Below are 23,052 nucleotides of genomic sequence, written 5' to 3'. Positions count from 1 at the left end.
GAAGCGTTCCAGCAAAGCGCATAGGACAGACCCTAGGATAAGAGGGAGTCTGTAAATGACGTTGAATATCGGGCGTTTCGACCGCATCATTCGTGTAGTCCTGGGTGCGTTTCTGATCATCGCACCGCTGACTGGTGGCATTAGCCTGTACCAATCCACATTGCTGGCAATTATCAGCGCAGTGGTAGGTGTCGTGCTGATTGCAACGGCTGCTTTCCGCTTTTGCCCGCTATACCGAATGATCGGCATTCGCACCTGTAAAGTTTGACTATGGAAACTGCTTTTACACCACTGCAATCGCTGGCAGGCGGCGTTCTGATCGGGCTGTCGGCTGTTTTGCTGATGGGCTTGATGGGCCGGATCATGGGCGCAACTGGTGTGCTGGCCGGATTTATCGCGCCGGCGGGGCTTTCCGATTGGACATGGCGCGCGGTTTTGCTTGCGGGCATGGTCAGCGGACCGGCTGTGGTCCTGCTGGTAACGGGGCAATGGCCTGAGGTTCAGGTGCCTATGCCACGGACAATGCTGATTATTGGCGGATTTATCGTTGGGCTGGGCGTTACCTTTGGCGGTGGATGTACATCGGGTCACGGTGTTTGCGGCATGGCGCGCCTATCCCCACGCTCCATTGTGGCGACACTGACCTTTATGGCCACCACCGGCATCACTGTTTTTGTGGTGCGCCACATGTTAGGATTGTAAGATATGAAGCTGGTATTGTTGTATTTAATCGGCCTCATCTTTGGCGTGGGTATCGCGATTTCAGGGATGGCAAACCCTGCAAAGGTGCTCAATTTCTTTGACGTGGCGGGCACGTGGGATCCTAGCCTGGCCTTTGTGATGGGCGGTGCGGTCGTCGTTACCTTCGTTGGATATCGGATCGTTTTTCGCCACTCTGCACCACGGTTTGCGTCGAGCTTTCAACTGCCAACGCGTCGGGATTTGGATGTCCCGCTCTTGGGTGGTTCGGCGCTGTTCGGCATTGGTTGGGGCATCGCCGGATTTTGCCCGGGTGGTGCACTACCGGCGCTTGGCACCGGACAAATGGATGTTGTCGTTTTTGTCGCAGCCTTGATTGCAGGGATTGTCGTCGCAAAGATGCTAGGTAAAATTGGTCGCCGCGCCGCGTCCTAATGTTGGAGAGTCGCTATGTCTGAGTATCCCGTTGATATGTCTGTTGTTCCCGAGGTGTCGGCGCATTTCGATGCGGCCACCAATACGATCAGCTATATCGTGACGGACCCTGCCACACGGCATTGCGCGATTATCGACAGCGTTATGGATATCGACTACGCGGCGGGTCGGATCACCTATGATCATGCGGATGCCCTAATCGCGCAAGTGCGCGAGCAGGGACTGACCCTCGACTGGATTATCGAAACGCATGTTCATGCCGATCACCTAAGCGCGGCACCGTATATTCAGCAAAAGCTGGGTGGTAAGATCGGCGTTGGCGCAAAAATCTTGGTCATTCAGGAAACCTTTGGCAAAATTTTCAACGAGGGCACTGAATTTCAGCGCGACGGCTCGCAATTCGACGCGCTGTTTTCCGATGGCGATACCTATCAAATCGGCGAAATGACGTGCTTTGCAATGGACACACCGGGTCACACACCTGCCTGCATGGTGCATGTCATTGGGAATGCGACATTTACCGGCGACACCCTATTTATGCCTGATGGTGGGTCCGCCCGCGCGGATTTTCCCGGTGGCGACGCGGGACAGCTATATGACAGCATCCAGCGGGTTTTGGCGCTGCCGGATCAGATGCGGTTGTTTATGTGCCATGATTACGGTCCGAATGGCCGTGATATTCAGTGGGAAACCAGCGTTGCTGATGAAAAGGCACATAACATCCATGTTGGCGGTGGCAAAACGCGGGATGAATTTATCGCCTTTCGCACCGCGCGCGATGCGCAGTTGACGATGCCGAAACTGATTATCCCATCGCTTCAGGTGAACATGCGTGCAGGTGAGGTGCCGACCGATAAGGACGGGAACCCTATGTTGAAAGTTCCTGTAAACGGATTGTAAAAGCCGGCCGCGTAGAGTTTCGGCAACGCCTTGCCCCTGACGAAAGCTGACCACGATATGCATGCTAATCTGCGGAACTATCTCCCAATTCTGGATTGGGGGCGCAGCTACACTCGGGCTACGTTTTCCGGCGATCTGATCGCCGCGTTGATCGTTACGATCATGTTGGTGCCGCAATCATTGGCCTATGCATTGTTGGCGGGCCTGCCGCCTGAGGCGGGTTTGTACGCTTCGATCGCGCCGATTATCCTATACGCAATTTTCGGAACCAGCCGCGCATTGGCGGTGGGGCCGGTCGCGGTTATCTCGCTACTGACGGCGGCGACATTGGGGAATGTGGTGGAGCAGCTTGGCGTGGGTTATGCGGTCGCGGCCCTGACTTTGGCGTTTTTGTCAGGGTTAATTTTGCTGGCCATGGGATTGTTCCGGCTGGGGTTTCTGGCGAATTTCCTGTCTCACCCGGTTATTGCTGGGTTCATCACCGCATCGGGAATTATCATTGCGGCCAGTCAGCTAAAGCACATTCTGGGTGTTGAGGCGTCAGGCCACAACTTGTTCCAACTGCTGCTATCGCTGTTCCAGAATCTGGACGCGATCAACTGGATTACATTCGCACTGGGCGCTGGCGCCACTGGCTTTTTGTTCTGGTTGCGCAAGGGGATGAAACCACTTCTTAAGTCGATGGGGGTTAGCCCCCGCATGGCAGATGTCGCGACAAAGGCAGGGCCCGTTGCCGCCGTAGTCGTCACGACGGCGCTGGTCTGGGGACTGGGCTTGGCGGACCGCGGCGTACGGATCGTGGGCGATGTCCCGCAAAGCTTGCCGCCGCTGACGATGCCGGACCTATCCTTTGATGTGGTATCGGCGCTGATGGTGCCGGCGCTACTGATCTCCGTCATTGGCTTTGTTGAATCGGTTTCTGTCGCCCAAACCCTCGCCGCGAAAAAGCGGCAGCGGATCAAACCGGATCAGGAACTGATCGGTTTGGGGGCTGCAAATCTGGGCGCGGCCTTTACCGGTGGTTTTCCCGTAACAGGTGGTTTTTCGCGGTCCGTTGTGAATTTCGACGCGGGTGCGGAAACCCCAGCCGCAGGGGCGTTCACGGCGATTGGCTTGGCGATTGCGGCGCTGGCCCTGACGCCGCTGATCTTCTTTCTGCCACAGGCGACATTGGCGGCGACGATCATCGTTGCTGTGCTGGGGCTGGTCGATTTCGGCATTCTGAAACGCAGTTGGAGCTATTCCAAGGCTGACTTCTTCGCCGTTGCCGCCACGATCCTGTTGACGCTGGGCATGGGGGTTGAGGTTGGCGTAACGGCGGGCGTTGTGCTGTCGATTTTCCTGCATCTGTATAAAACGACAAAGCCGCATATCGCCGAGGTTGGACTGGTCCCCGGCACGCAGCATTTCAGGAACATCAATCGGCATCAGGTTGAAACGCTGGACCATGTGTTGACCTTCCGCATTGATGAGAGCCTGTACTTCGCCAATGCGCGGTTTCTGGAGGATTACATTTATGACCGCGTTGCGGGGCAAAGCTCGCTCAAACATGTGATCCTGATGTGCTCCGCCGTGAACGAGGTCGATCTAAGCGCGCTGGAATCGCTGGAGGCAATAAATGAGCGGCTGGCTGCGTTGGACATGCAATTGCATCTGTCCGAAGTGAAAGGCCCCGTCATGGACCGGTTGCAGCGCGAACATTTCATGGATGATCTGACCGGTCGGGTTTTCCTGTCGCAATATGATGCTTTTCAGGCGCTGCGCTAACCCGAGTGGCTATTTCGCCATCAAATTGCGGCGAGAGTGACCGAACGCCAAAGACGTCTGCAAAAAAAGCCGTTAGCCTACGACGGACTGGGATACGCGCCGCGTACAAAACAGTAAGGAGCCGCGCATGACCCGATTTTTGTCCTATATTTGGCGTGAGCACCGCACAGCCAGCATATTATTCGCCGTCGCAGCCCTGTCATTTGTGTATTTTCTAGCTGATTTCGGGATGAAGGCCTCCCATTTCTCGCATCCTGAAAATCACGAGCGGCAACTGGAACTGTGGATGCCCCCCCGTTACGTCGCGCAATCGTGGCAGATTCCCCGCCCCATAATGTTCGATATTTTTGAGATCGAGCGTAATGCACCGCATGAGCAAGTTCCCCGCACGGTTGGTGCATTCCTGAACGATACCGGCATGACGCTTGAGCAATTGCAGGCGCGGGTCGAGGCGGCAAAGGCTGAATTGCGCGCGGGGCAGGGCAATTGATCGACACATTGCTGGCCTTTGTCCCGACCTATGGTTTGTGGCTGATATTTGCATGTGTCGCGCTGTCATGCCTCGCCGTGCCGATCCCGTCCTCGATGCTGGTTATGGCTGCGGGCGGGTTTTCTGCGGCGGGTGATTTTGCCTATTGGAGCTTGGTGCTGTTTTCGTTCTCGGGGTTTCTGTTGGGCGATCAGATGGCGTTCCTGCTGGCACGCGGGGCGGGGGCACCGTTGATTACTAGGTTTCAGGCTAGGCCACGCTTTGGCAAAGTGATCCTCAAGGCACAGCGGCTGTTGGAGCAATATGGCGCCTTTGCCGTCATTTTGACCCGTACAATATTCGGACCAATCGGCCCCTATGTTGCCTATGTTTCTGGAGCACTGAAAACTCCGTGGGTCCGGTTTGCGCCAGCATCAGCATTCGGGGCGTTTTTGTGGTGCGTGGGCTACAGTGCGCTTGGCTATGTCTTCACCGGTCATATTGAGGAACTGGCGCAACTCATCAGCAGCTCGGTCGGTATTGTTGTTGCGGGCACCTCTACTTTGGCGCTGGCTGGCTGGCTGATCGGGAATTATCTGCGAGCGTTGCGTGTCCAACAGCGTGGTGAGTAGGGCATATCTGTCAGTGCCTTTGACGTAAAACATCTCCCTAATGCGGCAAGTCGCCGCAATCGGGGTATCAAATCGCACGATTGGGCTGGTCGCATCCACATCAATATGGGAGACATGCATCAGTTTCGCGACCTGAGTTATCTGGCCCGATTGCGCATGGTTGTGAACGCCACGGATTATTTTCATAATCCATGACAGAATTAACTGACGCCTGAATCTGGGGAGAGCGGCTTTTGTCCTTGTTTTTGATTGCGGCTCTGCCTTTCCTTGGCGCGCTATTGCCTGGCCTGTTGATCCGCGCGGGGCGTGATGCCTGCGCGATTGTAACAGGGTCAGTCACGCTATTGGCCCTGATCGGGTTGGGCGTAAATGCCCCCGCCGTTCTGCGTGGAGAAATCGTCACCGCGCGGATCGATTGGATTCCGGGGCTGGGGCTGAACGCGAACTTCTTCCTCGATGGGCTGGGATTGCTGTTTGCGGGAATGATCCTGGGCATCGGCCTGTTGGTGATCATCTATGCTCGCTACTACCTGTCGCGGAATGATGCGATGGGACGGTTTTACACATTCCTATTGCTGTTTCAGGGCGCGATGGTCGGCATTGTTCTGTCCGATAACGTCCTGATGCTACTGGTGTTCTGGGAGCTGACCTCGCTGTCCTCCTTCCTGTTGATCGGGTACTGGAACCATCTGCCCGAGGGGCGACAGGGCGCGCGGATGGCGCTGGCTGTTACCGGTGCGGGTGGTCTGGCCCTGATCGGGGGCATGTTGATGTTGGGCAACATCGTCGGCAGTTATGATCTGAGCGTGATTTTGGAGAGCAAGGATGTGATCCAATCCTCGCCTCTATACCTGCCAGCGCTAATCCTGATCCTGCTGGGATGTTTCACGAAATCAGCGCAGTTCCCGTTCCACTTCTGGCTGCCGCATGCAATGGCGGCGCCAACACCGGTTTCGGCCTATCTACACTCCGCCACCATGGTGAAGGCTGGCCTGTTCCTGATGGCGCGGATGTGGCCGGTTTTGTCGGGGACCGAGGCTTGGTTCTATATTGTGGCCACGACCGGCCTGATTACGATGGTTGTGGGCGCCGTGATTGCGCTGTTCAAGGATGACCTGAAGGGGCTGCTGGCCTTTTCCACGGTCAGTCATTTGGGCCTGATCACCATGCTTCTTGGCTTTGGCACGCCTATCGCGGCTGTCGCGGCGGTGTTTCACATTATCAACCACGCCACGTTTAAGGCGGCACTGTTTATGACCGCAGGCATTATCGACCACGGTGCACATACCCGCGATATCAAGCGGTTGGGCGGGCTGCGAACATTGATGCCAGTGACGTTCGTGATTGCCACGGTGGCGTCCCTGTCCATGGCGGGCATACCGCCGCTGAATGGTTTCTTGTCCAAGGAAATGATGCTGGAGGAAGCTGCCCATACCGTTTGGGCCGGTTCACATTGGTTGTTGCCGGTGCTGGCCTGCCTTGGGGCGCTATTCTCCGCGGCTTATTCCTTCCGCTATATTTCGCATGTGTTCCTAGGACCGAAGCGTGAGGATTATCCCGCCACGCCGCATGATCCCGGCATTGGCATGTGGATCGCACCGGGACTTTTGGTGGTGCTGGCCATCCTGATCGGTCTGTTTCCGAAGACGATCGTTGGCACATTGGTGGCCATCGCATCTGGTTCGGTGATTGGCGGCGATCTGCCGTATTACTCGCTGAAATTGTGGCACGGTGTTAACCCCGCCTTGATCATGTCGGGTATCGCGGTTGCGGGGGGTCTGGTCCTGCTGTGGTTGCACGGTTCGCTAGACAAGCTGTGGAACGCGCTGCCCCGTCCCGAAGCAAAGCGGATTTTCGATATTGTTATCAGCGGCCTGACCACACTGGCGCGCTTCTTTACCGAACGGACACATAACGGGTCGTTTGCCCGCTATGCGGCGATCTTCTTCGTCTTTGTGTTCGGGTTGGGATATTACGCCTATCAATCGGGCACGATGGTTGCAGCGGATCGAACGATGCTGGATGCAAGTCCCGTGGCGATTGCCGGTTGGGTTTGCCTAATCGTTTCAACGCTATGCGTGGTGACATTCCACCGTAACCGCCTGCTGGCCTTGGTGCTGATTGGTGTGACCGGTTTGATCGTGTCGATGTCGTTCAACTATTTGTCGGCACCGGATCTGGCGCTGACGCAAATCTCGGTCGAGGCGGTTACGATTATCTTGCTGCTGCTGGCCCTGAATTTGATGCCCAAGGAAACGCCGGTGGAGCTGCGATCCGGTCGCAAGCTACGCGATGCCGTGCTGTCCATCGGTGGTGGTCTGGGTGTTGGTGCCCTGATCTATGCCATGATGATGCGCGATCTCGTGCAGCCGTCGATTTCGGAATTCCACATCGCCAACTCCTATTCCGGCGGTGGTGGAACCAATGTGGTTAACGTGATCCTCGTGGATTTCCGTGGCTTTGATACCTTTGGTGAAATCATCGTGTTGGGTATTGCGGCGATTGTGATTTACGCACTGACGGAATCGATCCTGTCCACTGGTATTCGCGGGCAATTGCTGAACCGTAAGCCGGACTTCCCGATTGCAGGCGATGCGCATCCGATGATGATGGTGGTTGCAACCCGCGTTATGATGCCAATCGCGCTGATGGTCGCGGCCTACATCTTCTTCCGTGGGCATAACCTGCCGGGTGGTGGGTTCATTGCGGGTCTGATCGCGGCTATCGCATTGATTATGCAGTATATGGCCAGTGGATTTTCGTGGGCTTCGGCACGTCAACGCTTCCCCTATCACGGAATTATCGGGGCCGGTGTGCTGGTTGCGGCACTGACTGGCATGGGCGCATGGCTGAATGAAATGCCATTCCTGACCAGCGCGTTCAGCTATGTCTACCTGCCTGGTTTGCATAAATTCGAGTTGGCCACGGCGGCGCTGTTCGATCTGGGTGTTTTCCTCGCCGTGTTTGGCGCGGTGCTGCTGGCACTGGAAAGCTTGTCACGTTACGCATGGCAGCCCGATGACGCGACCGAGCATGCAATGGACATCAACCCAGCGCGGGATACCGCCGTAGTTGAGGAAGGGAAATAGCATGGAAGTGCTTGTAGCCACCGCCGTTGGTGTGCTGACCGCCGGAGGTATTTATCTGGTGCTGCGTCAGCATACTTTCCCCGTTATTTTGGGATTGGCGCTGCTGTCCTATGCGGTGAACGTGTTCCTGTTTGCGACAGGGCGGTTGGCGTTCAATCTGCCGCCGATCTATTCCGATGGCGCGGTCAGTTATACCGATCCGCTACCCCAAGCGCTGGTTTTGACAGCGATTGTGATTTCATTCGGCATGACAGCGGTTGTCGTGATGATCGCGCTCAGCGCGTATCTCTCGGCCAAGGATGACCGTATCGACATGACCCCAGATGCCGGAGACGGCGCGTGAACCACTGGATTATCTTACCGATTGTACTGCCTGCGGTACTGGCGCCCTTTATTATTATGGTGCTGCGCCATCATCTGGATTTGCAGCGCATTTTCTCTATCGCGGGCACGCTGGCGCTGGTCGCGGTAACGCTGGGCCTGATGGGATCCGCGCTAGGCGGCGATATTCAGGTTTATGAGCTGGGCGACTGGCCTGCCCCATTCGGCATTGTTTTGGTGCTGGATCGCCTGTCAGCAATGATGATCGTGCTAACGGCGCTGCTCGGCTTAGCCGTACTGCTGCACGCTATCGGATCAGGTTGGGACAAACGGGGCTGGCATTTCCATGCGTTGTTCCAGTTTCAGCTGATGGGCATTATGGGGGCGTTCCTGACCGGAGATGCCTTCAACCTGTTTGTTTTCTTTGAGGTTCTGTTGATCGCGTCCTACGGATTGATGATCCATGGCGGTGGCGCGGTCCGGTTGCAGGCGGGTGTCCAATATGTTGGCTATAACCTGCTCGGCTCAACCATGTTCCTGTTTGCGCTGGGAATTTTGTACAATGTGACGGGGACGCTAAATATGGCGGATCTGGCTGTGCGGGTTGCTGATTTCCCTGCCCAGGATACAGCCTTGCTGCGCATTGGTGCGATCCTGCTGCTACTGGTCTTTGCGATCAAGGCGGCGGTGCTGCCCCTGCATTTCTGGTTGCCGGCCAGCTATGCCAACGCGCCTGCGCCTGTGGCGGCGCTGTTTGCGATCATGACTAAGGTTGGCGCCTATGCGATCCTGCGCATGTATACGCTGGTTTTCGGGCCGGATGTTGCGGCTAGCGCGGGCCTTGTCACGCCGTGGCTGATGCCAGCGGCGGTGCTAACATTGGCGGTCGGGATGATCGGCATTCTGGGCTCGCGGCAATTGGCGCGGATGGTGGCCTTTGCTGCGATTGGCTCTATGGGAACGCTGCTGATTGCGATCTCGATGTTCACGCCCGAGGCGACGACGGCGGCGCTGTACTATATCATCCACTCGACCTTTGCGACCGCGCTACTGTTCCTGATTGTCGATCTGGTGACGGAGCGTCGTGGCGACCAGTTAAAGGTCAATATGCCAATGCCGCAAAGCGGGCTGATCGCTTGCCTGTTCTTCGCCGGCGCGATTGCTATGGCGGGTATGCCGCCGCTATCGGGCTTTGTCGGAAAGCTGCTGGTGATGAATGCCTCGTGGGACAGCCCGCTGGTTCTGCTGATTTGGGCGACGATCCTCGTGACCTCCTTCATCGCGATTGTTGGTCTGGCCCGCGCCGGTAGTATTCTGTTTTGGAAGCCATTTGATGCCACATTGACGTTAGAGGCGCCTGAACCAAGCAAACCGGCGATACTGTCCTTCGTTGCCTGCTTTGCCCTGTTGGCTATGCTGATCGCACTGACAGTCTTTGCTGGGCCCGTGCTGGATTATGTAGGCGCTACTTCCGAGCAGCTATTCGCCACGCAGGACTATATCGACGCCGTATTGAATAGGGACATTCCATGAGCCTTTTTCACCGCCTGTTTCCCCACCCCCTGCTAACGGTTTTGTTAACCGTGGTTTGGCTGATGATGGTGAACGAATACACGATCAACTCGCTGTTGTTCGGATTTCTGCTGGCCACAATCATCCCGTTTGCAACGCGCAGTTACTGGCCCCAGCGGCCAAAGCTGCGCAATCCGCTGATGGTGGTGGAATTTATCCTCGTTGTATTGTGGGATATTGTGATCGCGAACATCACCGTGGCACGGTTGGTTTTGTTTCAACGCAATGCCGACTTTAGGCCCGCCTATATCTCTATCCCGTTAGAGCTGAAATCGCCCGAGGCAATTACAGTGCTGGCCGGCACCATCACGATGACCCCCGGCACTGTAACCAGCGATACCTCCAATAAGGGTCACAGCCTGTTGGTGCATTGTCTGCATGCACCCGATCCCGATGCGATTAGGGATGAGATCAAAACCCGCTATGAACGTCGGTTGAAGGAGATTTTTGAATGATTGAGTACGCAATCTACTTTGCCTTCGGCTGTTTCTCATTAGGCCTCCTGATGAACCTATGGCAGATCGTTTTTGCCAGCGGTGTCGGAGATCGCGTTCTGGCGCTGGATACGATGGTCATCAATATGATCGCGTTACTGGTGCTGTTCGGATTGATGGCCGGAACCGAGATGTTCTTTGAGGCCGCGATGATTATCGCGATGCTCGGCTTTGTCTCCACCGTGGCCTATGCGCGCTTTATGTTGCGCGGCAATATCATCGAGTGAGGGCGCTGCCATGAGTATTCTGTTCGACATCGCAATCACCGCTTTTCTGATTATCAGCGGCGTTTTCGGGCTCGTCGGTTCATACGGGCTGATCAAACTACCTGACCCGATGTCACGGCTGCACGCGCCGACCAAGGCGACGACTCTAGGTGTCGGCGGTGTTTTGATTGCATCCATGCTGCACGCAATCGCGGTTGAGGGGCAGGTTTCGCTGCATGAACTGTTGATCACGCTGTTCCTGCTGATCACTGCGCCGATTACCGCAAATTTCATCGCAAAGGCGCATCTGCACCGCCATGTTGAGCGGGATCAACTGCCAGATGCCGCTCCAGATGACTGTTGGGCAGTCCATGATATCGAGCCATTTCAGGCGGGCGCAGAGCCCAGCACTGAAACCACGAAATAGGCGATATCATCGGATATTAAAGGTTGGCTGACCCTGCACGGGTCAGCCATTTTTTTATATCAGAATACGAATTCTGCACTGATGCGGAAAGAACGCCCCGGTTCCTGCAGCGTTTCCACCTGACCCGCAAATTCCTGACCATAGGTCGCGCGCGAGGTATAGGATTCATCGAATAGGTTGTTCACCTCTGCGCGCAGGGTCAGCCCCTCCACTTCACTGGGCGTGTATTCCATGAATGCGTTAACGACGGTGTAGCCCGGCAAAGTCGGGCCCGATCCACCGGTCGCGGAATCGTAAGTGTCATCATAATCGAATGCCACCTGCACGTCGCCACCGACCAGAATGCCGTTGCCGAACTGATGTGCGGCCTGAACGGTCAGGAAGTCACCCATCGGCATTGTCAGGTAGTTACCGGTATAGGAATCCGCAGCGCGGCCGTTAACCTCGGTATCAACATGTGCATAGCCGAGGCGCAGGAAGCCACCCTCCCATGCGGTGCCAAGGCCCAGTTCGACCCCGCGCGAGGCAACATCAGTAGTCAGGCTAGGTCCGCCATTATAGCTGGCCGAGCGCGCATTATTGATTTCGGTGTTGAACACCTTTCCATCAACGACCCAGCCGCCGAAGTCGTAGCTGGCGGCCAGAAACACACTGTCCGAAGTGACTGGTGTGATGCCATCGGGTGTATAGCTCCATGCTGGATTCAGGATGTAGTTTTCCGCCAGCTCCATCCCGCCCCAAACATGGGCATAACCCGCGCTGAGCGTTAGCTGATCAGTAGCAAACAACTCACCCGAGATATTGCCCGAGAGGCCAGCTTCGGATTGTGTGTAGTCATCAATACCCTCGAAATCCTGAAAATCTGCACGCAGGCCGAGGGATAGGCGCGTCATGTCCGACGGCTCCATCCGCAATTGCCCAAACAGACCGACATTGCTGAGTTTCTCACGAGCGGTTTGATCGATGCCTGCGGTCGTCAGGTCATCATATTCCAGATCGGCCTGATCCGAGTAGAAATCCAGGCCCGCATTCACGGCACCCCAGCCTAGATCGAAGCGATTGGAAATCTCGCCGCTTAGGCTACTGGTCTCACCATAGGTTGTTTGCGCGGTGGACAGGTTGGACTCATCGTTGAACAGCTCAGTTCCGCTATAGGCCAGGCGGAAGGTTGGGTCCCATAATCCGTCAGCCACAGTTTCGGTATAGCTGAGGATGACATTGGTTCGCTCCAAGTCATAGGGGCGTTCCGAAGGAACCGGACGTCCACCGAAAACCGCACCGATATTCGCGCGATACGGCCGATTTTCATCGTCGCTAACCTGCTCAACCGACAGTTCCAGGCGGCTGCCCCCTTCGGTCTCATAGGCTACTTTTGCCAAGCCGCTGAGAAGGTCCGTACCCGAGCCGATGATGTCCTGCCCGTCGCCATCCTCACGCACATCACCCGTCGCATATTTCAGGAAGCCCAGATACTCGAACCCACCCTCAATGCCATAGGCGGTAAGGCTGTTTGAAAAGATAGCGCCATTGGTGTCGTATTCGGTTTTAAACCGTCCACCAAATGTCTGTCCCACCGCAAGCAAATCGCCCGCATCCATTGTTTCATAGGCCAATGCACCGCCAAGCGCACCAGGGCCGGCATCGGCCGGGGCGACACCGGGATCAATGCGGACGGTGTTCAGCAAGGCAGGGTCGATTAGGGTGGTCGTGTTGTGGTGGAAAATCTTGTTGTTCTGCCGCGCACCATCGATGGAGATTGCGAGGTTGTTTTCCTCGATCCCGTTCACATAGACCTTTTGCGACATCGGGATGGAGCTGCCAACAGCGATGGTTGGTTCAGCTACGAACAGTTCGGATAGATCCGATGGATTGCTCAGCGCGATCCCCTCACTGGTTACGGAAATCGCGTCTTCAGCCAAGCCCGGAACCGTGGGATAGGCTAGAACAATAGTGCCCAGGAAACCCTCGTCCTCAGTACTTTGTGCAAAGGCGGCGACGGGCAATAGGCCCGCCGCGCACCATACTACTAGATTGGATGTCTTCATTTTGCCGTCCCTCAGATGACTGTCTGTTGGGTGGCTAGGGTGGTGCTGGCTGCCTGTTTGAGGTTAACTGACAAAAACACTCAGATACCGCAAGAGAACGAAATAATGATGCCTGCGATGTTGCTAGAATATCACCCTAAGCTGGCCATGTGGGGCAAAATGAACGGAACCTGCCCGATCTGTTCAGGCGCAACATTCACGCGAACATTGCAATTATAGGCGGCGGACAAGTGTTGATCGGTCAGAACCGTTGTTGGATCGCCTTGCACCAGCAAACGACCACCCGCCAGCAGGGCGACACTATCTGCAAACATAGATGTCAGGTTCAGATCATGCATCACCGCCACAACGCTACCACCTTTATCCACGAAATCCCGGGCAATCTGCATAACCTCTAGTTGATAGCCGATATCCAGCGCGGAAACCGGCTCATCCAGAAACAGCCATGATGATCTGCCAGACCGAACCGGTTGCCAGACCTGAACGAGCACGCGGGCCAGTTGGCATCGTTGCTGCTCACCCCCGGATAATGCGTGGTAGAACCGACCCTCGAATCCGGCCAGCCCAACATGGGCCAGGACGCGGCTGGGTAGATCATCATCCTCGGCGTGCAGGCCGCTTAGCAGACCCAGCCGAACGACCTCCAGCACGGTAAAGGGAAAGGCCAGCGCCGCCGCCTGGGGTAAAACGGCCCGTCGTGCGGCAAGGTCGGCTGTGGAATAGTCCTGAATGTCCCTACCATCGAGGTCGATCACCCCGCTATAGGGCAACTCACCTGTTGCGGCCTTGAGCAACGTCGTTTTGCCCGATCCGTTTGGCCCAACAACGGCTGTAAGCTGCCCCGCCTGCGCGCGAAACGAGACTTCGTTCAGGATCGGAGCGCCCGACAGCGTGACGGAGATTTTCTGTGCGTCGATCATATCAGATGTCCAATACGCCGCGATTACGTAGCAAAATGTACAGGAAGAACGGGCCACCAATCGTCGCGGTGACAATCCCGATAGGAAGTTCGGCTGGGGCAATGATGGTTCGTGAAATCATGTCCGAAAACAGCAACAGTGATCCGCCGAGTAACGCAGAGGCTGGCAGCAAATACCGATGATCCGGCCCAATTGCCAAGCGGAGCAGGTGCGGAATAACGATCCCCACAAACCCGATGCCCCCCGAAACCGCGACAGCCGCACCGGTTGCGCCTGCAACAGTCAGGATTGCGACATTCTTCATAAGTTGAACGCGGATACCTAGATGTTGGGCAGTCGCCTCGCCTAAGGTCAGTGCATTCAGGCCCTTTGCCAGAAACGGTGTTGCAGCGAGGGATAATGCGATCAGCGGTGCAGCGACTGCGAATTTGGTCCATGTCGCACCGGCCAGCGACCCTAAGCCCCAGAATGTCAGATCTCGCAATTGGGCATCATCGGCCATGTAGACCAGCACACCAGACAACGCACCGGATAGTGCTCCAACGGCAATACCGGCCAGCAACATCACCGCGACGGAGGTTCGACCGCGATTGGTCGAAACCCTGTACAGCAGCATCGTTGTCAGCCATCCCCCCAGAAAAGCAGCCATTGGAACGGTGTAGATTCCGGTGAACGCAGCAATTGCAGGCGGCAACAGCCCCCCTAGGACGATGGCCAAAATAGCACCTAATCCAGCACCGGCGCTAACCCCGACCAAGCCCGGATCGGCCAGAGGATTGCGAAACAGCCCCTGCATCACGGCTCCTGATACGGCCAGTGATGCGCCGACCAGCACACCCATCAGGGTGCGCGGTGCCCGAATGTCGAACAGGATGACCCGCTCGCGCAGGCCAATATCCAGCCCCGATGCCCAATCCATCAGCGCCGCGAGCAGCGAGGTGCCCGACGCGCCAACCGTCAGGCTTGCCACAATCATAACGGCGAGCAAGAGCGCGCTAATCCAAATGACGCGCATGGCCAAATCGCGGCGATCCCCTGAGGACCGCCGGAACTTGGATGCTATTGAGGTGTCAAACGTGACCATCGCTCAAAGATCGCCATATAGCGCGTCGTGCAACGTTGCGACCGCTTCAGGAGTGCGAGGCCCGAACCCAAGCAGCAGCAACCCGTCAATGCGCACAATGTTTTGCGTTTGGCCCGCATTGGTGGTCGAAATCGCCGGATTACCCCACAGGTCATTATCAGCCGTGGCATGATCGCCGTCACGATCCATCATTACGATAACATCTGGATTGGCGGCGGTAACTGCTTCGTCCGTTAGAGGTTTGTACCCTTCGAAATCTGTCACTGCGTTGATCCCGCCCGACAGCGTAATGATGCCGTCAGCAGCCGTATTTGCGCCTGACGCCAGAATTCGCCCGCCCTGCATCGACAGGATAAACAAGACCCGCTTTGACGCATCGCTTTGCGTATCCAGTGCATCTAGCTGCGCATCAATGCTGGTCGCGAGGGTTTCGCCGCGTTCCGAAACACCCAGCGCATCCGCAACGGCGCGAATTTTCGCGCCTACAGCGGCACCGTCATAGCCATCTGGAACAGTGATGAAAGGGATTTGCGCCTGTTCCATCACAGCAATCGTTTCCTGCGGACCGCTGCCTGCCTCGGCTATGATGAGCTGCGGATCGACAGATAGAATACCCTCGGGTGAGAGGGCCCGCATATAGCCGACATCTGGTAGAGCCTCAGCCTCGGCTGGAAAGGATGACGTGGTGTCGCGTGCAATCAAACGATCCTGTTCACCCAACGCATAGATGATTTCAGTCACGGAGCCGCCAATTGATAGAACGCGCGAAGGCACTTCCTCAGCTTGAGCGACCGTTGCGAATACGGCAATTCCGACCAGAAAACTGCTCAGGCCGCCAAGAATGGTGAATTTCCATTGATTGACCATTGCTTACACTTCCTCTGGGTGAAGGGCAGGCAGGCTATCGATAACTTTACGGAAAGCATCCGTGTGGTCGATTTTATCGCTTTCCTTGCGACGGCCAAACATTTGCAGGATTAGTGCGCCATGAGCGTCAAATGCCTCGATCGACAGAGCGGGACCGCGCTTTGTAGGCTTCTCAACGGCCCAAACCTCTGCAACGTGATCGGCACGCAGGTGCAGGTTGAAATCGGGGTCCATTACGTTCTGCCACGGGCCCATAGGCTTGATATTATTGAGCGGGCCGCTGTGAATCTGAATGCAGCCGCGATTGCCCACGAACAGCATAATCTCGGTATCTTGCTGACCCAGCGTGACCAAGGCATCGTTTAGCGCAATTGGTGCCAGTGGCTTCACAAAGGGCGCGCCAGCGATGCGATAGGCACCCAAACGGTTCATTTTCAGTTTCGAGGTCAGGCGCATGAACTGATGTGTGTCCGTCATTTTCGCCCATTCGGTGCGCAGAACATCAGCCTTATCCGCGTCGCCCTTTGCCACCTCGACCGGTGCGCGAACGCCCAGATCGATCGTGTCGGATGTATCGCCGGTAGCGAGGGTGTTCATCATCGCCTCAAACGCGGCCATATCTGTGCCGTCGCGGGTGAAAACCTTGTGAATCGCATCGCCAGCCGCATCGAAAACCTGGATCGAATGGCGCGGACCATTATCGGTTTCTGTCGTTACCGCAAATCCGTGGACCCAGTGGCTGCTGAAAATCCGCAGGTCGATCTCTTCGTTCAGAACCATCGAGGCATGTTCGCCGGAATGGTAGTTGTCGTAGACGCCAACCTTTTCATGCACGGCACTGATATTGCGGGTCAGGGCCATGACAGGGCCACATGCCTTTAGCGCGGGCATAATGTCGTCCGGAGCGGCGGAGATTCGGCGCGCACCCTGTGCGGCCAGCAATGCGGCCTCACCCACACCGATCTGATCGGCCAAATCGCGGGCCCGCATCTTGGGATTTTGCGAAATATGTTCACGAATCTCGTCGGCGCTGATTCTGGCGTCTAATGCCATGGTATCATCCAGTCTTTGTTTAAAATCGGAGTTTCAATCAAGCTGGCGATGACGTTTGGCTGGCATTGAAGTGGTTTCAGTTTCTTGACTGTTTTAATCGGACATCTTAGGGAGAGCAAGATCGCAAATTGTTAACCAGCAAGTCACCGTAATTTTCGGGCCAGCCAGATAACTGACAACTCTGCCATGGCAAGGAAAAACCGATGACGAACTGCAAGCGCGCTTTATTAAGCGCGACAATTTTAACTTCTATAACAGTGATTTCCGCAAATTCTGTGACTGCGCAGGAAACTGCAACCACCGGAACTGCGCTGGGACGAATCGTTTTGGGTGCGGGTGCAGATAGTACTGTTGCAATCGACACTCCGCAGGCTGTTACTGTCATTAACGCCGAGGAAATCGACCGCGAGCAGGCCACTACCGTTGGTGAGTTGTTCGAGATGGTTCCTGGCGTTCAGGCCATTGGCTCGGGCCGTGTTGCGGGTGAATCGTTCAACATTCGCGGAATTGGTGCGCTGGGTTCGGCCGATGAATCGCGGATTATCATTACCGTTGATGGCGCGGCGAAGTTTTACGAGCAGTACCGTCTGGGGTCGTTCTTCTCGGACCCTGAACTGTACCGTCAGGTTGAGGTCCTGCGCGGCCCGGCGTCCTCAACGCTATACGGTTCGGGCGCATTGGGCGGCGTGATCAATTTCGAGACGAAGGACGCCTCTGACTTTCTGACAGATACCGATCAGGCCATTCGCACGCGGCTGAGCTATGGCAGCAACAATGATGAGCTGGCAGCCTCGGTTATTTTCGCGAACCGTTTGGCGGATAACCTTGAGGCACTGGTCGCGCTGAACTACCGCGAGGCAGGCAATTATAGCGACGGCGACGGCAATGACGTTGGCGGCTCGGAATTCGACTCGCTGTCTGGTTTGATCAAAACGCGACTGAGTTTTGGCGATGACATGGCGCAATCGCTGACTGCCTCCTACACCCGCTGGAACAGTGAGCTGGACGATACCGCCTATTCGCAAACCGGCACCTTGGGCTTTGGCACTGTAGATCGGGATGTTACGGACGACACGCTGGCTATCCGGTATGAGAACCCGATGCTCGGCAATGACTTGCTCGATCTGGATGTGGTGCTCAGCTATTCGAACACGCAGGTTGAACAGTCCGACGCGCAGTTCTTGGCAGGGGCCTGCACGGCAGCATCGCTGTTCTGCGATTCCAACTATGGGTATGAAACGACCAGTTTGAAGGTGGAGAACACCTCGACCTTCACGGGTGAGAATTCGGAAACCTTCGTGACGACCGGTATTCAACTGTCCCATCAGGATCGCACAGCACAAACCGATGCGGGCGGATTGGGCTATCATCCGGAGGGCACGGACCAGCGCGTTGGCATCTATGCTCAGGCTGAATACATCCTGAATGACCGCCTGACGATTATCCCCGGCATTCGCACGGATTTCGTCTCGCTTGAGGATGGCACCGGCTCGTCCTTTGACGATCACAGCGAGGTTGCGGTCTCACCCAAAATCGCCGTGCATTACGAGATCGACAATACCTACAGCGTGTTCGGATCGCTGGCCCAAACCCAGCGTGTGCCAACAATGGACGAGATTTTCTCGTTCGATGCGGATGAGCCGAACAGCCCCGACCTGACCATGGAGACGGCAAATAGTGCGGAGCTGGGCCTCAGCGCGTCCTATCTGAATGTCGCGGCGCATAATGATGCGTTGGATGTGAAGGCAACGCTGTATTACTCCGAAATTGACGATCTGATTTCACGCGATAGCACGGCTGGCACAGCTTATTACGAGAATGTGGATGCCGCGAAAATCTACGGGCTAGAGGTTGAAGCCGCCTATCAATCCGATGCCTTTTTCGCACGCGCTGCCTATTCCGATGTGCGGGGTAAGGATGACGCAACGGGTGAGACGCTCTCCTCGATCCCGGGCCGTTCGCTGAACCTGACCGTCGGCACGCAGGCAAATGAGCTAGGTATGCAATATGGCTGGCAGGGTAATTTCGTTGATGACATCAATTACGGCGCCACGCGGTATTCTGGATATGCGGTCCATGACCTGTTTGTCGATTGGACACCACAGCAGGGCGTGATGGAGGGGATCACTGTTGGTTTCCGCCTGAACAACGTGCTGGACACGCAATATGAAAACTCGCTTGCCGGTGATGCAGGGCAGGGGCGCTCGTTCGAGGTCAGCCTGACCCGCGCGTTCGAGTTTTAAGATGAGCGTTCGAATAAAACCCGCGCAAGCGCTCGGTCTGGTTGCTGCCCTATTGGCAGTGACCACCCCCGCATTTGCACAAGAGGAGGGGGCGGCACCTGCCGCGCCCTCCATCACGGTTGAGTTGAACAACACCGCACAGCAGGGCGATGCATGTCAGCTTACCTTCCTGCTGGGCCATACGCTGGATGATGCCATCGACGCGCTGGTTTTGGAAACCGTGCTGCTGACCACGGACGGCGCGGTTGATCGCCTGACGCTGTTCGATATGCGCGATCTGCCTGCCTCGCGCTCACGGGTGCGGCAATTCAATGTGCCAAACCTGAGTTGCGCGAGTCTGGGGCAGGTTCTGATCAACGGGGTCGCGACATGTCAGGGGGCGGGCCTGTCGCCTGCAATCTGTGCGGGCGCGCTGTCCCTCTCAACCCGTACAGAAATTGAGGTTCTGGGATGAACTTATTCATGGCGCTGCACACACAAATGATTGCGATCTACCAGTTGGGTGGCCCTGTTGTGGCCATTTTGATTGGTCTGTCGATTATCTCGCTGTCTATGATCCTGTGGAAACTGTGGCAGTTCGGCTCACTGGGTGTAGGGCGCCATCGTGAGATTACGCAGGCAATTGCGTATTGGGACACGGGTGCCGATACACAGGCGCGGGCGGCCCTAGCACGCAGCCGCAATCGATTGGCCGAATGCCTGTCCCGCGGTGACGGATCGGCACAGCAACCGCGGATCGAGGCAGAGGCCAGTGTTCATCTGTCCCGTCTGGAGGGGGGATTTCGCGCGCTGGATATTATCGCGCAAAGCTCACCCCTGCTGGGTCTGTTCGGCACAGTTCTAGGGATGATCGATGCATTTCAGGCGTTGCAGGATGCCGGTAATTCCGTCGATCCATCGCTACTGGCCGGTGGTATCTGGGTTGCGTTGCTGACCACTGCTGCCGGGTTGGCCGTTGCGATGCCGACATCGCTGGCACTGACCTTTTTCGACGGTCGCGTCGCTGGTGAGCGGACATTAGCGGAAACGGCAATCGCGGCTCGGTTCGCGCCAATGGCCCCAACACAGGTAGCGGCGTAACCATGGCCGTTCGATCAGCACAAACCAGACGCAAGGCAATCTCGATGACGTCGCTGATCGACGTTATCTTCTTGTTGCTGCTGTTTTTTATGCTGAGCTCGACCTTCTCCAAATTTTCGGAAATACCGCTATTCGGCGCACAGGCAGGCACCACTGCACCAGCGTCTGACAGCACGGCACCGCTATTTGTGCGCCTGTTTGAGGACCGGCTACAGCTGAACGGGCACGAATTTGACCTCACAACTCTGGCTGACGGGGTTAACCAGATGCGCGGTGACGGAACCCAATCCGTGCTGATCGCACCACAGCGGGATCAGGCAACCGCGCAGCGATTGGTCGATGCCTTGGTCGTGCTGTCCACCGTGCCCGACCTGTCTGTTATCGTATTGGAGTAACGCTATGCCATTAGGCCCTGCGACCCCCAGATCCCGACCTGAATCAACGATTGCGCTGATCAATATCGTGTTCCTGATGCTGATCTTTTTCATGGTGGCCGGAACGCTGGCCCCGCCGCTGGATGCACGTGTTTCCCTGGTCGAGACCGAGAACCTGGACGGCCGCGCCCCGCCTGATGCAACCGTGCTGACATCCGACGGCACGCTGTCCTATCGCGGTGCGCCGACCACCACACAGGAAATTATCGCCCGCGCAGCAGCTGAGAGTGCCGAGGTTGCAGTGCGCATCGTGGTTGATCGTGCGGTCGCAGCGACAACGCTGATGGAACATGCCGCTAGCTTGCGCGCAGCCGGCGCGCAGCAAGTTTGGATCATTACCGAAAGGGGTCTTTGAGATGGGATTAAAGCGGACAGCCACCATTTGCATAACGACGTCCTTTGCTGTGCATGCCGCAGCTTTCGTTCAATTTGCCACACCGCAGGATATGCTGGCTGCATCAGGTCCGCCGCCAGCGCTGGTCACGGCGGGAAACAGCTTTGCCGATATGGTCATGGGGGCGCCTGCCACGCAATTGCCTGATCCGGTCCAGCCCGCGCAACCCGCAGTTTCATCGCCCGAGGCCGTGGAGGAAGTGGAAATCGTGAATGCCAGCATTACGCTGGAACCTACCGAAATCACGGATGCAGCGGCGGAGATATATGCCTCAACAACTGCGCAACCCGAATTACAGCAGGCGCAGCCGGTCGAAAATACCTCGGTCACGCCCCCAGTGATGCGAGTGGTCCCCGAGGTTCAAACTATCGCCCCCCAACCGACCGAAACTACGGCAGCACCGACGCCTGAACGCTTGCAGCCGGAACCGGAGGAGGAGCAGATTGCCGAGGAAGCGCCCGAAACCGCCCCCCGCCCATCTGCGCGTCCGACTGATTTGGCCCGAACCCCACCACCAGAACGGCAGGCGCCGCCAGCGCCAGAGGTGGCAGTAGCAACAGGATCTGCGCAACAGGATGCAGTGCGTGGGGCGGATACCCCATCGCAGGTCGAAAGCGATCAGCACGCCAGCGGGCACGCCCAGCAACCTGACGAAGCAGCTATCGCAGGTGCGCAAGAGGCTATCGCCAGCTACCCAAACCGGGTCGTTAGTGCCATTATCCAAACCCGCCGTGATCGTACCCGCGCGCGTGGTATGACGGTTGTTAGCTTTGATATTGGCAGCGCAGGTCAGCTTACCTCAGTACAGGTGGCGCGCAGTTCAGGTGATCGAGAGCTGGACCGGATGGCGCTGAGCCATATTCGACGCACGGCACCATTCCCGACACCACCACAGGGTGCGCGGACATCGTATACGTTCGAATTTCAGGGTAGATGAGGGTCGCGCCCGCAATCCTGTAAAGACGCGGGCGCGGGTTGGATCAGGCGGCAGCCTCGGCACGCTTCATGGCCTGATGGTCATCCTCGATCATGCCGAATTTCCAATAGCCCGAGATGTAGCAATCCTGTTTTGGCAGCGCCTTGTCGTTGGTCAGATAGCCACGCAATTCCTTGATTGCGCTGCTCTCGCCCGCGATACAGGTTTGTACGACACCGTCAGGCCAGTCGAATTTATGAACTGCGTCCACCAATTGCGTACTGGGCGCGGTGCGATCCATCTGAACAAGCCAATGCAGCCGAACACCGGCAGGCGCATTGATGGATTGCGTGTCATCGAGGTGGTTGATCTCGAAATAGGCGTCACCCTGTGCGTCGCGGGGCATTGCCTCCAGCGTTGCGGCGGCAACGGGTAGGGCAGACATATCGGCCGCCACCAGATAGCGATCGGCATAGAACTCCGGCACCTTTACGGGACCGGGGCCAGCAAAGCCGCAAAATGCGCCGGGGGCGGCAATACGTGCCCATGCGGATGCGGGACCGGCATCGCCGTGATCCACGAAGTCGATGTCCATTTCACCTAGCTCAGGGCGGATATGGCGCACCGTATATGTGCGAACCGTTGGGCGCGGGCCATCGGCCAGTTGAGTGGCAAAGGCTTCCTTGGCCTGATCGGGTGCAGGTAGGAAAATCTTGCAATTGGCCCCCTCACAACCAGGGCGCATTTCGGTGATTGCATCGCCGTGCAAGGTGACGCGGATCATATGCGGCGTCAGGTGCCACGCTGCCTTTACGTCCAAGAGATGCGGTGTTTTTTTGGGTTTATTCATGGGTCATCTCCGCCCGAATAGCGGTGCCTGCCTATGTGAGGCACCGCCGGTTTTGATAGGTTTCTAGCAGGGGATGTCGTGTAGCTTTGCGAATTTCCCGCATGGCGCCCCAATACCCGATTATATTAGTCAGATACCTGCGGAATTACAAGATC

25 protein-coding genes are annotated in these 23,052 nt (G+C 56.7%); 19 read left to right on the top strand and 6 right to left on the bottom strand.

The window, feature by feature from the left end; all coding sequences use genetic code 11:
- Nucleotides 1-55 precede the first annotated feature (55 nt).
- From CR254_RS08290 to CR254_RS08230, 13 genes are all read left to right on the top strand, one after another.
- Nucleotides 56-268: a YgaP family membrane protein gene (locus tag CR254_RS08290; protein WP_097929373.1), complete on the top strand. Its 213-nt coding sequence runs from the start codon at nucleotides 56-58 to the stop codon at nucleotides 266-268.
- A gap of 2 nt (nucleotides 269-270) precedes the next feature.
- Nucleotides 271-702, top strand: coding sequence for a YeeE/YedE family protein (locus CR254_RS08285; RefSeq protein ID WP_097929372.1), 432 nt, complete (start codon nucleotides 271-273; stop codon nucleotides 700-702).
- Nucleotides 703-705: 3 nt separating this feature from the next.
- Entirely contained in the window at nucleotides 706-1,134 is a 429-nt protein-coding gene (locus CR254_RS08280) for a DUF6691 family protein (protein ID WP_097929371.1), read from the top strand.
- Nucleotides 1,135-1,149: 15 nt separating this feature from the next.
- Nucleotides 1,150-2,034, top strand: coding sequence for an MBL fold metallo-hydrolase (locus tag CR254_RS08275; RefSeq protein ID WP_097929370.1), 885 nt, complete (start codon nucleotides 1,150-1,152; stop codon nucleotides 2,032-2,034).
- 57 nt (nucleotides 2,035-2,091) lie between these two features.
- Nucleotides 2,092-3,801: a SulP family inorganic anion transporter gene (locus CR254_RS08270; protein WP_097929369.1), complete on the top strand. Its 1,710-nt coding sequence runs from the start codon at nucleotides 2,092-2,094 to the stop codon at nucleotides 3,799-3,801.
- 127 nt (nucleotides 3,802-3,928) lie between these two features.
- Nucleotides 3,929-4,291 (top strand): hypothetical protein, encoded by a 363-nt coding sequence (locus tag CR254_RS08265; protein ID WP_097929368.1) that lies wholly within the window; start codon nucleotides 3,929-3,931, stop codon nucleotides 4,289-4,291.
- Nucleotides 4,288-4,902, top strand: a complete 615-nt coding sequence (locus CR254_RS08260) for a DedA family protein (protein ID WP_097929367.1) — start codon at nucleotides 4,288-4,290, stop codon at nucleotides 4,900-4,902. Before CR254_RS08265 ends, CR254_RS08260 begins: the two co-directional genes overlap by 4 nt.
- Nucleotides 4,903-5,135: 233 nt before the next feature.
- Nucleotides 5,136-7,991, top strand: a complete 2,856-nt coding sequence (locus tag CR254_RS08255) for a monovalent cation/H+ antiporter subunit A (protein ID WP_097929366.1) — start codon at nucleotides 5,136-5,138, stop codon at nucleotides 7,989-7,991.
- Nucleotide 7,992: 1 nt separating this feature from the next.
- Nucleotides 7,993-8,334 (top strand): Na+/H+ antiporter subunit C, encoded by a 342-nt coding sequence (locus tag CR254_RS08250; protein ID WP_097929365.1) that lies wholly within the window; start codon nucleotides 7,993-7,995, stop codon nucleotides 8,332-8,334.
- The gene (locus CR254_RS08245) at nucleotides 8,331-9,845 is read left to right on the top strand and encodes a monovalent cation/H+ antiporter subunit D (protein WP_097929364.1); all 1,515 of its coding nucleotides are present in this window, start codon (nucleotides 8,331-8,333) and stop codon (nucleotides 9,843-9,845) included. The genes CR254_RS08250 and CR254_RS08245 overlap by 4 nt, the downstream gene beginning before the upstream one ends.
- Complete coding sequence (locus tag CR254_RS08240) at nucleotides 9,842-10,339, top strand: Na+/H+ antiporter subunit E (RefSeq protein WP_097929363.1); 498 nt, start codon at nucleotides 9,842-9,844, stop codon at nucleotides 10,337-10,339. Before CR254_RS08245 ends, CR254_RS08240 begins: the two co-directional genes overlap by 4 nt.
- The gene (locus CR254_RS08235; RefSeq protein ID WP_097929362.1) at nucleotides 10,336-10,605 is read left to right on the top strand and encodes a K+/H+ antiporter subunit F; all 270 of its coding nucleotides are present in this window, start codon (nucleotides 10,336-10,338) and stop codon (nucleotides 10,603-10,605) included. Before CR254_RS08240 ends, CR254_RS08235 begins: the two co-directional genes overlap by 4 nt.
- A gap of 10 nt (nucleotides 10,606-10,615) precedes the next feature.
- Nucleotides 10,616-11,011: a Na+/H+ antiporter subunit G gene (locus tag CR254_RS08230; protein ID WP_097929361.1), complete on the top strand. Its 396-nt coding sequence runs from the start codon at nucleotides 10,616-10,618 to the stop codon at nucleotides 11,009-11,011.
- Nucleotides 11,012-11,070: 59 nt separating this feature from the next.
- Here CR254_RS08230 and CR254_RS08225 read toward each other — a convergent pair whose 3' ends face one another.
- The 5 genes from CR254_RS08225 to CR254_RS08205 all read right to left on the bottom strand — a co-directional run bounded on the left by CR254_RS08225 (nucleotide 11,071) and on the right by CR254_RS08205 (nucleotide 16,980).
- Nucleotides 11,071-13,056, bottom strand: a complete 1,986-nt coding sequence (locus tag CR254_RS08225; protein WP_097929360.1) for a TonB-dependent receptor domain-containing protein — start codon at nucleotides 13,054-13,056, stop codon at nucleotides 11,071-11,073.
- 131 nt (nucleotides 13,057-13,187) lie between these two features.
- Nucleotides 13,188-13,976 carry a heme ABC transporter ATP-binding protein gene (locus tag CR254_RS08220; protein ID WP_097929359.1) on the bottom strand — a complete coding sequence of 263 codons (789 nt, stop codon included), beginning with the start codon at nucleotides 13,974-13,976 and terminating at the stop codon, nucleotides 13,188-13,190.
- A 1-nt stretch (nucleotide 13,977) separates the two neighbouring features.
- Complete coding sequence (locus CR254_RS08215; protein WP_097929358.1) at nucleotides 13,978-15,060, bottom strand: FecCD family ABC transporter permease; 1,083 nt, start codon at nucleotides 15,058-15,060, stop codon at nucleotides 13,978-13,980.
- 3 nt (nucleotides 15,061-15,063) lie between these two features.
- The gene (locus CR254_RS08210; protein WP_097929357.1) at nucleotides 15,064-15,927 is read right to left on the bottom strand and encodes a heme/hemin ABC transporter substrate-binding protein; all 864 of its coding nucleotides are present in this window, start codon (nucleotides 15,925-15,927) and stop codon (nucleotides 15,064-15,066) included.
- Nucleotides 15,928-15,930: 3 nt separating this feature from the next.
- The gene (locus tag CR254_RS08205) at nucleotides 15,931-16,980 is read right to left on the bottom strand and encodes a hemin-degrading factor (RefSeq protein WP_097929356.1); all 1,050 of its coding nucleotides are present in this window, start codon (nucleotides 16,978-16,980) and stop codon (nucleotides 15,931-15,933) included.
- 275 nt (nucleotides 16,981-17,255) lie between these two features.
- Between CR254_RS08205 and CR254_RS08200 the strand changes: the two genes are divergently transcribed.
- Genes CR254_RS08200 through CR254_RS08175 form a run of 6 tightly spaced genes read left to right on the top strand, consistent with a single transcriptional unit; the run spans nucleotide 17,256 to nucleotide 22,068 of the window.
- A complete protein-coding gene (locus CR254_RS08200; RefSeq protein WP_245851503.1) occupies nucleotides 17,256-19,223 on the top strand; it encodes a TonB-dependent receptor domain-containing protein in 1,968 nt (655 codons plus the stop codon).
- 1 nt (nucleotide 19,224) lies between these two features.
- Nucleotides 19,225-19,677 carry a hypothetical protein gene (locus tag CR254_RS08195; protein WP_097929354.1) on the top strand — a complete coding sequence of 151 codons (453 nt, stop codon included), beginning with the start codon at nucleotides 19,225-19,227 and terminating at the stop codon, nucleotides 19,675-19,677.
- 8 nt (nucleotides 19,678-19,685) lie between these two features.
- On the top strand, nucleotides 19,686-20,303 hold the full coding sequence (locus CR254_RS08190) for a MotA/TolQ/ExbB proton channel family protein (RefSeq protein ID WP_245851500.1): 618 nt from the start codon (nucleotides 19,686-19,688) through the stop codon (nucleotides 20,301-20,303).
- Between the two features lie 44 nt (nucleotides 20,304-20,347).
- Complete coding sequence (locus tag CR254_RS08185; RefSeq protein ID WP_097929540.1) at nucleotides 20,348-20,698, top strand: biopolymer transporter ExbD; 351 nt, start codon at nucleotides 20,348-20,350, stop codon at nucleotides 20,696-20,698.
- 4 nt (nucleotides 20,699-20,702) lie between these two features.
- The gene (locus tag CR254_RS08180) at nucleotides 20,703-21,092 is read left to right on the top strand and encodes an ExbD/TolR family protein (RefSeq protein WP_097929352.1); all 390 of its coding nucleotides are present in this window, start codon (nucleotides 20,703-20,705) and stop codon (nucleotides 21,090-21,092) included.
- 1 nt (nucleotide 21,093) lies between these two features.
- Nucleotides 21,094-22,068, top strand: coding sequence for an energy transducer TonB family protein (locus CR254_RS08175; RefSeq protein WP_180955937.1), 975 nt, complete (start codon nucleotides 21,094-21,096; stop codon nucleotides 22,066-22,068).
- A 43-nt stretch (nucleotides 22,069-22,111) separates the two neighbouring features.
- Here the strand turns inward: CR254_RS08175 and CR254_RS08170 are convergent, their stop codons facing one another.
- Complete coding sequence (locus tag CR254_RS08170; protein ID WP_097929350.1) at nucleotides 22,112-22,897, bottom strand: siderophore-interacting protein; 786 nt, start codon at nucleotides 22,895-22,897, stop codon at nucleotides 22,112-22,114.
- Between the last annotated feature and the right edge of the window lie 155 nt (nucleotides 22,898-23,052).

The organism is Pontivivens marinum (genome assembly GCF_900231835.1).
Classification (GTDB): domain Bacteria; phylum Pseudomonadota; class Alphaproteobacteria; order Rhodobacterales; family Rhodobacteraceae; genus Pontivivens; species Pontivivens marinum.
This window is presented reverse-complemented; position numbering and strand designations above follow the sequence as displayed.

Bases quoted from the DNA above. Each gene is read 5' to 3' on its own strand.
- CR254_RS08275 (WP_097929370.1), top strand. From the start codon at position 1,150: ATGTCTGAGTATCCCGTTGATATGTCTGTTGTTCCCGAGGTGTCGGCG.
- CR254_RS08265 (WP_097929368.1), top strand. From the start codon at position 3,929: ATGACCCGATTTTTGTCCTATATTTGGCGTGAGCACCGCACAGCCAGC.
- CR254_RS08250 (WP_097929365.1), top strand. From the start codon at position 7,993: ATGGAAGTGCTTGTAGCCACCGCCGTTGGTGTGCTGACCGCCGGAGGT.
- CR254_RS08205 (WP_097929356.1), bottom strand. From the start codon at position 16,980: ATGGCATTAGACGCCAGAATCAGCGCCGACGAGATTCGTGAACATATT.
- CR254_RS08285 (WP_097929372.1), top strand. From the start codon at position 271: ATGGAAACTGCTTTTACACCACTGCAATCGCTGGCAGGCGGCGTTCTG.
- CR254_RS08235 (WP_097929362.1), top strand. From the start codon at position 10,336: ATGATTGAGTACGCAATCTACTTTGCCTTCGGCTGTTTCTCATTAGGC.
- CR254_RS08180 (WP_097929352.1), top strand. From the start codon at position 20,703: ATGCCATTAGGCCCTGCGACCCCCAGATCCCGACCTGAATCAACGATT.
- CR254_RS08215 (WP_097929358.1), bottom strand. From the start codon at position 15,060: ATGGTCACGTTTGACACCTCAATAGCATCCAAGTTCCGGCGGTCCTCA.
- CR254_RS08210 (WP_097929357.1), bottom strand. From the start codon at position 15,927: ATGGTCAATCAATGGAAATTCACCATTCTTGGCGGCCTGAGCAGTTTT.
- CR254_RS08270 (WP_097929369.1), top strand. From the start codon at position 2,092: ATGCATGCTAATCTGCGGAACTATCTCCCAATTCTGGATTGGGGGCGC.
- CR254_RS08185 (WP_097929540.1), top strand. From the start codon at position 20,348: ATGACGTCGCTGATCGACGTTATCTTCTTGTTGCTGCTGTTTTTTATG.
- CR254_RS08220 (WP_097929359.1), bottom strand. From the start codon at position 13,976: ATGATCGACGCACAGAAAATCTCCGTCACGCTGTCGGGCGCTCCGATC.
- CR254_RS08170 (WP_097929350.1), bottom strand. From the start codon at position 22,897: ATGAATAAACCCAAAAAAACACCGCATCTCTTGGACGTAAAGGCAGCG.
- CR254_RS08195 (WP_097929354.1), top strand. From the start codon at position 19,225: ATGAGCGTTCGAATAAAACCCGCGCAAGCGCTCGGTCTGGTTGCTGCC.
- CR254_RS08175 (WP_180955937.1), top strand. From the start codon at position 21,094: ATGGGATTAAAGCGGACAGCCACCATTTGCATAACGACGTCCTTTGCT.
- CR254_RS08190 (WP_245851500.1), top strand. From the start codon at position 19,686: ATGGCGCTGCACACACAAATGATTGCGATCTACCAGTTGGGTGGCCCT.
- CR254_RS08290 (WP_097929373.1), top strand. From the start codon at position 56: ATGACGTTGAATATCGGGCGTTTCGACCGCATCATTCGTGTAGTCCTG.
- CR254_RS08240 (WP_097929363.1), top strand. From the start codon at position 9,842: ATGAGCCTTTTTCACCGCCTGTTTCCCCACCCCCTGCTAACGGTTTTG.
- CR254_RS08225 (WP_097929360.1), bottom strand. From the start codon at position 13,056: ATGAAGACATCCAATCTAGTAGTATGGTGCGCGGCGGGCCTATTGCCC.
- CR254_RS08230 (WP_097929361.1), top strand. From the start codon at position 10,616: ATGAGTATTCTGTTCGACATCGCAATCACCGCTTTTCTGATTATCAGC.
- CR254_RS08280 (WP_097929371.1), top strand. From the start codon at position 706: ATGAAGCTGGTATTGTTGTATTTAATCGGCCTCATCTTTGGCGTGGGT.